Source organism: Microcystis sp. M31BS1, assembly GCF_020245285.1.
GTDB lineage: Bacteria > Cyanobacteriota > Cyanobacteriia > Cyanobacteriales > Microcystaceae > Microcystis > Microcystis panniformis.
Genome location: NZ_JADBVE010000276.1, coordinates 1 through 11255, shown reverse-complemented (window position 1 = coordinate 11255; position 11255 = coordinate 1). Strand labels below are relative to the sequence as shown.

The window sequence follows — 11255 nt, the reverse complement described above, 5'->3', positions numbered from 1 at the left end:
TTAGCGGTAGCGTAACCCATGCGGGCGTTGGGTTTCATGCTTCAACCCAACCTACCTTCTATCCAACAAGGTTTTTAGATTTATTCAGCAGACCCTAAGTAGGGAGGCACAATTATTTGTAGGATGGGTTAGCGGTAGCGGGCGTTGGGTTTCATGCTTCAACCCAACCTACCTACCTTCTATTGATACGAAAATCATCTTCAAAATCCTAGAATTGCTTCTTTTTCCCATATTTGATAATTTTGCTAGATGTAACCAATTAAAGATAGAGGGGTGTATCTCACTTATGCAGAAATACCAACAATCAGCAATTATCAGTGACCCTTAAATTATTACAGATATATCAGCAGCTACCTGTAAGCATCCCACCGAAAAACTAATGCGCTCCGAGGTTTGGGGGCGGCACTTCGACACGCTCAGTGGCCGCGCCACGCACCCAACGGGGGGTTTGGGTAGGGTTGATTCATGAATCAACCCTACTATAGAGTTCTTGCATAATTAATTTTTGAGAGGGCAAAAATGAGATGCACCCAAGATAGAGTTAGTATCTCAACAAAATTTTTACCCTGATTTAACCTTTATTCACGAGCCAACAGGAGCTAAGTTTGCTGTGGATAGAGATTACTATTGATGAGGAGAGTGTTTAGTGAAGTTAACGCCACTTGTGCCACCGATTAAGTGTCAAGGAATTAAAACTAAATTGGTGAAAGATATTAAAAATATTGTGTCTGATCTTAGCTTTGGGCGTTGGATAGAACCCTTTTCTGGATCGGGGGTGGTGGCTTTTAATATTAATCCCAAAAAGGCTTTACTTGCGGACACAAATACTCATATTATCCAGTTTTATAATAATCTAAAAAATCAAGTTATTACCAGTAAAACTGTGAAGCTTTTTTTGCAAGAAAATGGTCAAGTTCTTAAGGAACAGGGAGAAAGTTATTATTATCAGGTACGAGAAAGATTTAATCAAGCTCCTAATTCTCTGGATTTTTTATTTCTCAATCGCTCCTGTTTTAATGGCGTGATGAGATTCAATCGTAAGGGACAGTTTAACGTACCTTACTGTCATAAATCAGAGCGATTTTCTCAAGCATATATTACCAAAATAGTCAATCAAGTTATTGCCCTAGAAAATATTCTTATTAAAACTGATTATAATTTTCAAGTTGCTGACTTTCGAGAGACTTTATCTGATTGGCAAAAAACAGACTTGATCTATCTCGATCCTCCTTATTTAGGGAGACACACCGATTATTTTAACTCTTGGTCTGAAGAGGATGAAGATTGTTTGGTGACTATTTTAAAGGATATTTCTTGTCGGTTTATTTTGTCCACTTGGCACAGTAATCAGTTTAGAAGCAATCCTTTAATTAAAAAAAATTGGAGTGCTGATCAGTTTTATATCTATACTAAACAGCATTTTTATCATGTGGGTTCCACAGAAAAATTACGTCATCCGATCACCGAAGCACTCATTACTAACTTTAACATTCCCTTCTTGCCAGAGCGAGGAACTGATTTGCAACAACTGTCATTATTGCCATCGACAGCAGAAAATGAGGGAGTGAGAACAGTCTAGAAGATGCCTAGTTGCTAATTCTCACTCCTTACTATTTATCCTTGGCTTTGGCGTAGATGGTCATTAATTTGGCGTTTACGCTTTTCTTCGGGGGCAGTGCTAGTAATTTCGCCAAAATCTTGACTACTCATGGAAAGATGGGACATCATCTTTCTTTTGCGCTCTTTAGCAGTTAATTCCGGTGAAGGAGTTACTGGAGGCGGCGCTGCCACGGGTTCCGCTGCCACCGGAGGAGTTTCCACAATTGGCAGCGGTTTTTTGGGAATATAGTCAGCACCAGTGGTACTTCTGGAGAGATGATCGAGAATGCGCCGTTTGCGATCGTCAGTAGCCATAAAAATCTTTGCCAATCTAGTTTAAAGTTTTGTAACTATCACCTATTGTCAAACATCCCTATCCCCTTGAGAAGTCAAGGGAGACTTTATCTTGAGGGATTGAAGACATATAAAACCTGCGATCGCATCTATCTGGTCGTGGAAGTGGAGGTCTTCTCGCCCAAGGTGATAAGATAAAAAACTAAGTCTTTGAAAATATGACAAAGGATTTATCTATCATGACACCCTCTTTAGCTAACTTTCTCTGGAGCCTTGTTTTAGGTGCGGCTATCGTCCTGATCCCTGCCACTATCGGCTTGATTTTCATCAGTCAATACGACAAGATCAAACGGACTTAATTTAAAATCCTAAAATGCCTAGACCGATTCCGTCTGGGCATTTTAGCTAATTTTGGAACTGGCAAGAGCGATCGCACCGACTACCCGATATCCCTCTGTGCGTAAAACCTGCACGGCTTCCTCGATCGTGGTTCCTGTAGTATAAATATCGTCAATTAAGAGAATCGGTACTGATTTCGGTAAATTTTTCCCCAGTTGAAAAGCCGCTTGCATCGTCTTTTTTCTTTCCTCGGCTGCCAGACTAAATAAAGCTGCCGTGTTCTTAATCCGAATTAATCCGCGACTAGCCAGAGGATAACCGGTTAAACGGCAAAAACCCTCGCCAATGACTTCTGCTTGATTAAAACCCCTTTCCTTTAACCTTTCTGGGTGGAGAGGGATAGGAATCACCGTCAAACGTTTATCGGTGAGGGGAGGACGAAGGAGCCAAGTTTCCCCCATGCAACTGCCTAGCAAAGAGCCGAGAGCGGGATGGCGATCATATTTCATTTTAGCGATCACCTGTTTTAATTTACCTTCATAGCGTCCCCAGATAAACAGGGGAATAGAACCGTGCCAGAGAAAAAGCGGGTTATTCTGACGATAGGCCTGTAATTGTCGCCCACAATCACGGCAAAGCTCTTGATCGCTCTGCCGTTGACAAAGAGGACAGGGAGACTTAAGAAATAAAGCGAGAAAAGGTTCGAGCATGGGAAGCGAAAGTTTTAGCTAGATCCTGATTTCCATCGTCAAAAACGGTCAAATAATGGGGATTACTCCGCTCGATCGAAAGACTGATTCCTTGCGCTCCTTCGGACTCTAGATCTTGGAGATAACCCCCCTGATGCTGTTGTGCTTCCTCAAAAGAGGCAAAGGGACCAAAATAGTAGGTACAGTGGGGATAAAGGGAGGTAATTTTCAGCCACCAAGGCGTATTATCGTCAGAAATTTTATTTGTCTGCAAGAAAGATAAAATCATGTTCTGGTATTGATAGGGTACAGGGATTGCAGGAATTAAGGATAGGTTTGAGGAACTTTGCCCCCATAATTCCGATTTGCTGGCCAAAAAATCGAGCTTTTGGCCAAAGAGAGTCTTTTTATCGTATTAGATTAACAAGGGGATCGGTCGCAAAATCAAAAGAGATTCTAAAAATTCCCCTCAGCCAAGGGGAAGCGGATCGAGATAGGATAGTAAGGAGTTTTTTTGTAGAAAGCTAAGGGGATCAGATAACTATGAGCCAGATCACGGACACGGATAAGAGTCTTGAGGCGATGAAGAATTTTGCCGAACAGTACGCTAGACGTACAAATACTTACTTCTGTAGCGATCTCTCGGTGACAGCGGTGGTAATTGAGGGGTTAGCGCGTCATAAGGACGAATTAGGCTCTCCTTTATGTCCCTGTCGTCACTACGAAGACAAAGAAGCGGAGGTAAAAAATACTTTCTGGAATTGTCCCTGTGTGCCGATGCGGGAACGGAAAGAATGTCACTGTATGCTATTTATTACCCCCGATAACGAGTTTGCTGGGGAAGAACAGACAATTTCCCTCGACTATATCCAAGAAGTCCGCGAATCGATGAAGGGGCATTAGTTTAGGGTAATGACAGCCAGCGCTTTTGGCCAAGGAATCGACGAATTTAATCGCCAGCAATTCTATGCTTGTCATGATACCCTAGAGGCTTTGTGGATGGAGTCCGCAGAGCCTGAAAAAACCTTTTATCAAGGCATTTTGCAGATTGCTGTCGCTTGTTACCATCTGGAAAATAATAACTGGCGCGGAGCGGTAATTCTTTTGGGAGAAGGGGTTAGACGTTTACAACACTATCAACCCGATTACGAGGGGATCAACGTGACGCATTTGGTGGGGGAGAGTTTGGATCTATTAAACTTTTTACAGAATCTCGATCCCCAAGCTTTACCAGCAGTGCTAGAAGCGATGAAAAGCCATCAGGAACATCCTCATGCCCACCTCGATCGATCTATCTGTTCTCTGCCGAAAATCCTCAAAAGTCATCCCGTTCTCTAAAAAGCTAGATTAGTGAGTCAATACAATTACGTCTATAGGTGACATTTCTATGAGAGCAAGATCCGCAAAAATCAGAGGATGGCTAGTTGCCCTCGTTTCTACTAGCTTAGTCATGGGATTGGGCAATTCTCCCCTAGTCAAAGCACAGCAGAATATCGTACCAGGTAATGCCATGACAGTGCGATCGGATATTCAAGAGGCAAACTCAAAAACGGGCGTAATTACTGCGAGGGGTAACGTACAAGTGTTCTACCCCGCCCGCAAAATGCAGGCCACTTCTGCCCAAGCTCAGTATTTTAGCCGCGAACGTCGTTTAGTGATGACGGGTAATGTTTATGTTTTGCAGGAAGGCAACAGTATCCGCGCTGAAACGATGACTTATCTTGTCGATGAGGGCAGATTTATCGCTACTCCCCAAACCAGTCAGCAGGTGGAGTCAATTTATTTAGTCAAAGATAACGAAACTTCTCCCCAACCGGCAGCCTCCCCGACACCCGCACCCATACCTTCCCCTTCCCTCCCCGCTGCCCCAATTATTAACCCGCAGTGATAGTCAGGAGTCAGGAGACTCCGAGACAGGAGGCAAAAGACAAAAGGCAGTATTCTCCCCACACCCCACACCCCACACCCCACACCCCACACCCTACACCCCACATCCCACACCCCACACCCCAACACTGGATAAAGATGACTTTAGTATTAGAAAATATCCATAAATCCTACGGTAAAAGGCTCGTGGTTAACCGGGTGAGTATTACTGTTGCCCCGGGGGAAATTGTCGGGTTATTAGGACCAAATGGTGCGGGGAAAACCACAACTTTTTATATCGCCACGGGATTAATTAAACCGAATCTAGGACGCGTTTGGCTCGATCAAAAAGAAATTACTAAATTACCCCTTAATCAGAGGGCGCGTCTGGGGATTGGCTATCTGACGCAGCAGGCCAGTATTTTTCGTTATTTAACTGTATCAGAAAATATTCAGTTAGCCCTAGAACAGTCGGGGGTTCCCTTTTCCCAACGGACAAATCGTCTCTATGATTTATTAAAAGAATTTCGCCTCGATAAGATTGTTGGCACTAAAGGCGCTTACGTTTCTGGAGGAGAAAGAAGAAGGACGGAATTAGCTCGCGCTTTAGCGGTGGGAGTCAACGGACCAAGATTTTTGTTATTAGATGAACCCTTCGCTGGGGTGGATCCAATCGCTGTGTCTGAGATTCAAGCGATGATCGCTGGTTTAAGGGATCGTCAGATGGGAATTTTAATTACCGATCACAATGTGCGAGAAACTTTGGCTATCACTAATCGGGCTTATATTATGCGCGAAGGGCAGATTTTAGCGGCGGGAAGTGGCGAAGAACTGTATAATAATCCTCTGGTGCGTCAGTATTATTTGGGTGATAATTTTTTCAGATAATTGTTATTAATAAAAAATCGCTGCATTATATCATGAAAGTTAGCAATTGGCAAGGAAATTTAAGTAGAATACCCGGATTTACCATCTTAGACCGCTATATTTTTGTCGAGTTATTATTGCCCTTTCTATTTGGGATGGGTTTATTCACTTCTTTGGGAGTGGCGATCGGCACTTTATTTGATTTAGTGCGACGGATTACTGAGTCGGGTTTACCTTTTACTTTGGCCCTAAAAATTCTCCTATTAAAAATGCCAGAGTTTATCGTTTTAGCCTTTCCCATGTCGATACTTTTAGCAGCTTTAATGGCCTACAGTCGTTTAGCCAGTGATAGCGAATTAATTGCTTTTAAAAGTATTGGAATTAGTGTTTATCGCCTAATAATTCCCGCCATTGTGCTAAGTTTAATAGTGACGGGATTAACCTACGTTTTTAATGATTATGTGGCCCCGGCTGCCAGTTATGAAGCTAATGCTACCATGACGAAAGCTCTGCGACCAAATCGCAAGTCTTTTATTGAAGATAATATTATTTATCCTGAATACGGCAAAGTGCGGCCACCGGATGGAGGGGAAGCGCAAACGGTATTAAGAAGGTTATTTTATGCCGAAAGATTTAACGGTCAAGAAATGTTAGGGTTAACCATTCTCGATCGCACCCAGCCGGAAGTTAATCAAATTATTACCTCAGAATCAGCTTCTTGGAATATTGAAAAAAATATCTGGGATTTTTATAACGGCACAATTTATCTAATTGATCCTAATGGTTCCTATCGTAATATTGTTCGCTTTCAACATCAACAATTAGCCCTACCTCGTACCCCTTTAGATTTAGCTTTTCGAGGCCGAGATGGTTCAGAAATGACCCTAAGACAAGCGCGGGAATATCTAAAAATACTGGAATTAAGCGGCAATCCCACCAAAATTAGAAAACTACAGGTTCAAATCGAGCAGAAAATATCTTTACCCTTTGTTTGTTTGGTTTTTGGGATGATTGGGGCAGCCTTGGGATTACGTCCCCAAAATTCTAATAAAGCCACCAGTTTTGGTATTTGTATTGTCCTAATTTTCTCCTATTATCTCCTATCTTTTGTCACCAGTTCCTTAGGCATTGGCGGAGTTTTAACCCCCTTGATGGCCGCTTGGTTGCCCAATATTTTAGGATTAACTGCCGGGGGAATTTTGTTACTTCAATCAGCTAAGTAATCGAGGGTTAGCGGTGGGAATAAAAATTGATAATCATCAAATTTCTAGGGCTAATTTGTATAAACGACTGCGGGATAAATTAGTAACTTGTGCTAATTGTCTGCTGGCTTGCGATCGACTAACTCCCCGTTCTATAATTTGTTTTAATTCCCGTTTTAATTCCTCGTCAGATAATTGGATATTATCGGCCTGATCGTTGCCCATAACTACGATCGTAAATTCTCCTTTAGGAGTTTTATTATCCCGATATAAATTAATGGCCTCGGCGATAGTTCCTCGCCAAATTTCTTCGTAAAGCTTGGTTAATTCCCGACCTAAAACTATCTTTCTCGTGGGTCCAAAAGTTTCCCGTAAATCCTCCAAAGTCTTAATAAGTTTGTGAGGTGCTTCATAAAAAACCATCGTTCTCGTCTCGGTTTTTAAACCCTCTAAGCGCTCTTGTTTCAGCTTTTCCTTACCCGGAAGAAATCCTTCAAAACAGAATCTTTCTGTCGGTAATCCCGACACCGCTAAAGCAGTAATTACCGCCGTTACTCCGGGGATGGGAACCACTTCGATCTGAGCTTCTATACAAGCTTTAATTAACTCATAACCCGGGTCAGAAATCCCCGGCATTCCCGCATCAGTAACTAAAGCGATATCCTGACCTTGACTGAGAATATTTAATAACTCATCGAGACGGGAAAGGCGATTATGTTCATGGTAACTAATTTGAGGGGTCGGAATATCAAAATGCTGCAATAATTTGCCCGTGTGTCTGGTATCTTCGGCAGCAATTAGAGAGACTTTTTTGAGAGTTGCCAGGGATCGGAAAGTCAGATCGTCTAAATTACCGATCGGCGTTCCCACCACATATAATTTACCGAGATTATTCATAAATTGGCTAAAAATAGGCTATTTAGTCGTATTTTCAGTGATCAGTAAACGGTAAACAGTAGGCTGATAACCGATCACCGATCACTGATCAGACTGTCCACTAAAAACTCATAAGTAGGGAGGCACAATTATTTGTAGGATAGGTTAGCGGTAGCGTAACATGAGCGGGCGTTGGGTTTCATGCTTCAACCCAACCTACGTTCATCTTATATTTAATTCCACCCACCCACTTATCTGATCACTGATAACTGATAACTGATAACTGATAACTGACGACTGAAGACTGATCACTTTTCTCTGTTCAGGGATCACTCAAATAGGGTAAAGTAGGTCAAGGTATGCTCACCCCTGTTATTGAATTAATCTAGTCTAAGGAGAACGTCTTAGTAATGTTAACCCTAAAAATCGCCGTTTATATCGTTGTTTCCTTCTTTGTCTTACTTTTTATCTTTGGCTTCCTTTCTGGCGATCCTACCCGTAACCCCGGACGCAAAGACTTTGAGTAGAAGACAATTATCAAACTGGTTCTAGGGTAGAGACACAGGGAACAAGTTATCGGACTTTCCCTGTCTCCCTAGAAATAATGATCGTGGTAGTATCAATGAGGTTCGCTCGTCCTCTATTTCGATCGCCGACTCGTGCAGTCATGTCTTTTTTTTTCTTAGCTGTTGAACCACCTGCCCTGATTAATACTGTAGCTGAACCGGAAACGGAGGAGCGCCAAGTCTCTGAAAGTAGTCCCACGTCTCTAGTTCCCCTCCCTGTCACCCCAGCACCTCTAGAGGCAAAAAAGCCTTCAGCAGAGAGCGTTTCTATTCCCCTCACCGTCACTCCCCCCCCGGAAACCGTCGAGGTAAAACCCTTGGTTCCCGCTCAGGGTATTCCCTTAGAACCTTTACCTAGCAGTGCGGGTGATGCGGCAACTTTAGGAACACCCCTTTCTGTTCAGAATTCTCCACCCCCCGCAGCCGTTGGTGTCACCATTAATCCCGAAACCGAGATAGTTTCAGGATTAAATCAAAAAGCTCTCAACCATAAAAATGGCTCAACTCGGCTATTAGTGCGGAAAAAGGGCGAAAAAACCAGCCAAGAATACTGGATTTCCCTCAATAACAGCCTAGCTCAGACCGCTGCAGTTAATCCAGAAGAGGAAAAGCCTCTAGAATTAGTGGCTGATGAGCAGGAATTTGACCAAAATCGGCAGATTATCACCGCTAGAGGTAATGTCACCCTACGTTTTGCCCAAAGTGTACTAACAGCCGATCGCTTACAGATTAATCTTCCCGAAAAGTTAGCAGTAGCGGAGGGCCAGGTGATCCTAACCCGGGGAGATCAAATCCTGCGCGGCGATCGCTTTGAATATTATTTCGTCCAGGATAGCGGTGTGGTATTTAATGCTAATGGGGAGATTTTTCAACCCAGCACCGCTAGGGATTTACGGCAAACGCTGCCCACGGATGTGGGGGCCAGTAGTTCTTTTGGAACCCTAACCGATCGTTTGGCATTAAATCAACCCTTGCAGAGAATCACGACGGGAGAGGGTTTTCAATTTGTCGTCGGGGGACAGGATCCCAGTCGGCGCGATCGACAGAATATTAGTAGTCCGTCGGGGGGAACGATTAATCGTGTCCGTTTTCAGGCCGAGCGCTTGAATTTTGATGGTAAGGTGTGGAATGCCACTAATGTGCGTCTGACGAATGACCCTTTTTCCCCTCCTGAGTTGGAAGTTCGGGCCAATTCCGCCACTTTTCGCAGTACCGGCCCCTTTACCGATGAGTTGCGGATGAGTAATTCCCAGTTGGTTTTCGATCAACGGGTAGTGGCACCCACTTTTATTAATAGTCTTACCTTCGATCGCCGTCGTCGTCGTCCTTTTTTAATTGCTCCGGGCTATGATGGAGAGGATCGGGGCGGATTTTTCGTAGAAAGTCCCCTAACTTTAGTGGAGACACCGAAGACTCTTTTTGAGTTGACACCCCAATATTTAATTCAAAAAGTCCTCAATCCCGATGCTTTTCCCTCAGCTAACCCCGGAGGTGGTGAAGTTTCACCCCTTAGTCCGAAAGCTTTTGGTTTATTGGGCAATTTTGCCACTAATTTTGGTGAGCGCTCGTTTTTTCAGGCGACAGCTTCTTTTTCTAATTTAGATTTGGAACAGATCGAAAATATTGTTCGTTCTAAGATTCGCTTTCAACAGACGATCGGACAGTTGCAGGATCCCTATCTGCTCAATGTGGAGTACAATTATCGCGAGCGTCTCTTTAACGGTTCTTTGGGGTTTCAGACGGTTAATAGCAGTTTTGGGGCAATTTTGACCTCACCGGTGATTGTCGTCCCCAATACGGATATTAGACTCAGTTATCAAGCTTCTGTTCAGAATGTCAACGCACCCACCGATCGCAGTAATCTCTTAGCGGCCAATGCAACGGATAATGTGACTAATTTAAGCCGTTTTCAGGGTGCTGTCTCCCTCAATCGCAGTTTTTTACTCTGGTCTGCCCTTACTTTACCACCGACTCCCGACCAAGGCTTAAGATTTTCTCCTCTTCCCGTTCAACCCTATATTGCTATTGTCACTGGTGTCACTGGTGTCACCAGTTATTACACTAACGGAGAGACGCAAAATTCCGTCACGGGAACTGTGGGATTATTGGGACAGTTTGGGCGTTTTTCCCGCGATTTTTTCGACTATACCGGGTTTAATATCAGTTTTAGTCAGGGTTTAGTTAACGGACAATCACCCTTTTTCTTCGATCGCTTTGTTGATCAACAAACAATGTCCTATGGTATAACTCAACAGGTATATGGTCCGATTCGTGTGGGTTTCCAGAGCATTTACAGTATCGATCAAGCGAAGGAAATCAGTACAGAATATTTTCTCGAATGGAGTCGTCGCACCTATAGTTTAATTTTGCGCTATAACCCGGTGCTGCAGTTGGGAATACTCAACATCCGCGTCTCGGATTTCAACTGGACAGGCAACCCCGGCTATTTTGAGGGTAGCGATGTCCGTCCGGTGGTGGATGGAGTAACCCGTTAAGCTGAGGAGACTCCGAGACAGGAGACTCCGAGACAGGAGAAGGGAGAAGGGACAAGGGAGATGGGGAAAAGGGAGAGGGAATTATGAATGATGAATTATGAAGTGGGGTTTTAGCGATTTTTAGGTCGGGATTACCTCTCATTGAGACTCCCTTGGCTAACTTCTAAGTAGTTGGTTATAATCAAATTAAAAATGGATTATAGGTTCGATCCCCCCTGCCCCTAGGGTTGATTCATTTAAATTAAGTATAGCTGATTTTGAGTCAATAAATTTGACCGAAGATTCTCAAGTTTATCTTTCTCTAACCAAAAGAGTTAGTCACAATAACTAATATTTAATCCTCTGCCAATATTTATTATGAATAAATTGATAAAGCTTGTTCCCAAGCCACTAAAAGCCTATCTCTCTTCAAATTGTCTGAGAGTACATCCTGTTAATTTAGCTAATTTTTCTGCTTCTTAC

The 11255-nt window shown here is 43.3% G+C and carries 13 protein-coding genes; 9 read left to right on the top strand and 4 right to left on the bottom strand.

All coding sequences use genetic code 11. From position 1 onward, the window contains the following. The first annotated feature begins 646 nt into the window (after positions 1-646). Positions 647-1579: a DNA adenine methylase gene (locus IM509_RS16130; RefSeq protein WP_052276041.1), complete on the top strand. Its 933-nt coding sequence runs from the start codon at positions 647-649 to the stop codon at positions 1577-1579. Positions 1580-1614: 35 nt separating this feature from the next. On the opposite strand, the gene IM509_RS16125 is transcribed toward IM509_RS16130, so the two are convergent. Further along, the gene (locus IM509_RS16125; protein WP_185237557.1) at positions 1615-1914 is read right to left on the bottom strand and encodes a hypothetical protein; all 300 of its coding nucleotides are present in this window, start codon (positions 1912-1914) and stop codon (positions 1615-1617) included. A gap of 218 nt (positions 1915-2132) precedes the next feature. On the opposite strand from IM509_RS16125, the gene psbX reads away from it, so the two are divergent. Next, positions 2133-2252, top strand: a complete 120-nt coding sequence (gene psbX, locus IM509_RS16120) for a photosystem II reaction center X protein (protein ID WP_002759073.1) — start codon at positions 2133-2135, stop codon at positions 2250-2252. A 42-nt stretch (positions 2253-2294) separates the two neighbouring features. On the opposite strand, the gene IM509_RS16115 is transcribed toward psbX, so the two are convergent. Both IM509_RS16115 and IM509_RS16110 read right to left on the bottom strand, forming a co-directional pair. After that, positions 2295-2942: a ComF family protein gene (locus IM509_RS16115; protein WP_185237556.1), complete on the bottom strand. Its 648-nt coding sequence runs from the start codon at positions 2940-2942 to the stop codon at positions 2295-2297. Next, positions 2911-3210: a DUF1816 domain-containing protein gene (locus IM509_RS16110; RefSeq protein WP_002787171.1), complete on the bottom strand. Its 300-nt coding sequence runs from the start codon at positions 3208-3210 to the stop codon at positions 2911-2913. The genes IM509_RS16115 and IM509_RS16110 overlap by 32 nt, the downstream gene beginning before the upstream one ends. Positions 3211-3464: 254 nt before the next feature. Here IM509_RS16110 and IM509_RS16105 point away from each other — a divergent pair, with 254 nt between their 5' ends. The 5 genes from IM509_RS16105 to IM509_RS16085 all read left to right on the top strand — a co-directional run bounded on the left by IM509_RS16105 (position 3465) and on the right by IM509_RS16085 (position 6877). Beyond that, positions 3465-3824 (top strand): ferredoxin thioredoxin reductase catalytic beta subunit, encoded by a 360-nt coding sequence (locus IM509_RS16105; protein ID WP_052276043.1) that lies wholly within the window; start codon positions 3465-3467, stop codon positions 3822-3824. Positions 3825-3833: 9 nt separating this feature from the next. Continuing rightward, positions 3834-4259, top strand: a complete 426-nt coding sequence (locus IM509_RS16100) for a DUF309 domain-containing protein (protein ID WP_052276044.1) — start codon at positions 3834-3836, stop codon at positions 4257-4259. Between the two features lie 49 nt (positions 4260-4308). Next, a complete protein-coding gene (locus IM509_RS16095) occupies positions 4309-4809 on the top strand; it encodes an LptA/OstA family protein (protein WP_052276045.1) in 501 nt (166 codons plus the stop codon). Positions 4810-4946: 137 nt separating this feature from the next. Further along, entirely contained in the window at positions 4947-5675 is a 729-nt protein-coding gene (lptB, locus tag IM509_RS16090; RefSeq protein ID WP_052276046.1) for an LPS export ABC transporter ATP-binding protein, read from the top strand. 32 nt (positions 5676-5707) lie between these two features. After that, complete coding sequence (locus IM509_RS16085) at positions 5708-6877, top strand: LptF/LptG family permease (protein WP_002787175.1); 1170 nt, start codon at positions 5708-5710, stop codon at positions 6875-6877. Positions 6878-6913: 36 nt separating this feature from the next. Here IM509_RS16085 and rsmI read toward each other — a convergent pair whose 3' ends face one another. Beyond that, positions 6914-7753, bottom strand: a complete 840-nt coding sequence (gene rsmI, locus IM509_RS16080) for a 16S rRNA (cytidine(1402)-2'-O)-methyltransferase (protein ID WP_052276047.1) — start codon at positions 7751-7753, stop codon at positions 6914-6916. Between the two features lie 389 nt (positions 7754-8142). On the opposite strand from rsmI, the gene IM509_RS16075 reads away from it, so the two are divergent. Then, positions 8143-8259: a photosystem II reaction center protein I gene (locus tag IM509_RS16075; RefSeq protein WP_002732356.1), complete on the top strand. Its 117-nt coding sequence runs from the start codon at positions 8143-8145 to the stop codon at positions 8257-8259. Positions 8260-8399: 140 nt separating this feature from the next. Then, positions 8400-10793: a DUF3769 domain-containing protein gene (locus IM509_RS16070; protein ID WP_185237555.1), complete on the top strand. Its 2394-nt coding sequence runs from the start codon at positions 8400-8402 to the stop codon at positions 10791-10793. Positions 10794-11255: the final 462 nt, after the last annotated feature.

Bases quoted from the DNA above. Each gene is read 5' to 3' on its own strand.
- IM509_RS16125 (WP_185237557.1), bottom strand. From the start codon at position 1,914: ATGGCTACTGACGATCGCAAACGGCGCATTCTCGATCATCTCTCCAGA.
- psbX (WP_002759073.1), top strand. From the start codon at position 2,133: ATGACACCCTCTTTAGCTAACTTTCTCTGGAGCCTTGTTTTAGGTGCG.
- IM509_RS16115 (WP_185237556.1), bottom strand. From the start codon at position 2,942: ATGCTCGAACCTTTTCTCGCTTTATTTCTTAAGTCTCCCTGTCCTCTT.
- IM509_RS16110 (WP_002787171.1), bottom strand. From the start codon at position 3,210: ATGATTTTATCTTTCTTGCAGACAAATAAAATTTCTGACGATAATACG.
- IM509_RS16105 (WP_052276043.1), top strand. From the start codon at position 3,465: ATGAGCCAGATCACGGACACGGATAAGAGTCTTGAGGCGATGAAGAAT.
- IM509_RS16100 (WP_052276044.1), top strand. From the start codon at position 3,834: ATGACAGCCAGCGCTTTTGGCCAAGGAATCGACGAATTTAATCGCCAG.
- IM509_RS16095 (WP_052276045.1), top strand. From the start codon at position 4,309: ATGAGAGCAAGATCCGCAAAAATCAGAGGATGGCTAGTTGCCCTCGTT.
- lptB (WP_052276046.1), top strand. From the start codon at position 4,947: ATGACTTTAGTATTAGAAAATATCCATAAATCCTACGGTAAAAGGCTC.
- IM509_RS16085 (WP_002787175.1), top strand. From the start codon at position 5,708: ATGAAAGTTAGCAATTGGCAAGGAAATTTAAGTAGAATACCCGGATTT.
- rsmI (WP_052276047.1), bottom strand. From the start codon at position 7,753: ATGAATAATCTCGGTAAATTATATGTGGTGGGAACGCCGATCGGTAAT.
- IM509_RS16075 (WP_002732356.1), top strand. From the start codon at position 8,143: ATGTTAACCCTAAAAATCGCCGTTTATATCGTTGTTTCCTTCTTTGTC.
- IM509_RS16070 (WP_185237555.1), top strand. From the start codon at position 8,400: ATGTCTTTTTTTTTCTTAGCTGTTGAACCACCTGCCCTGATTAATACT.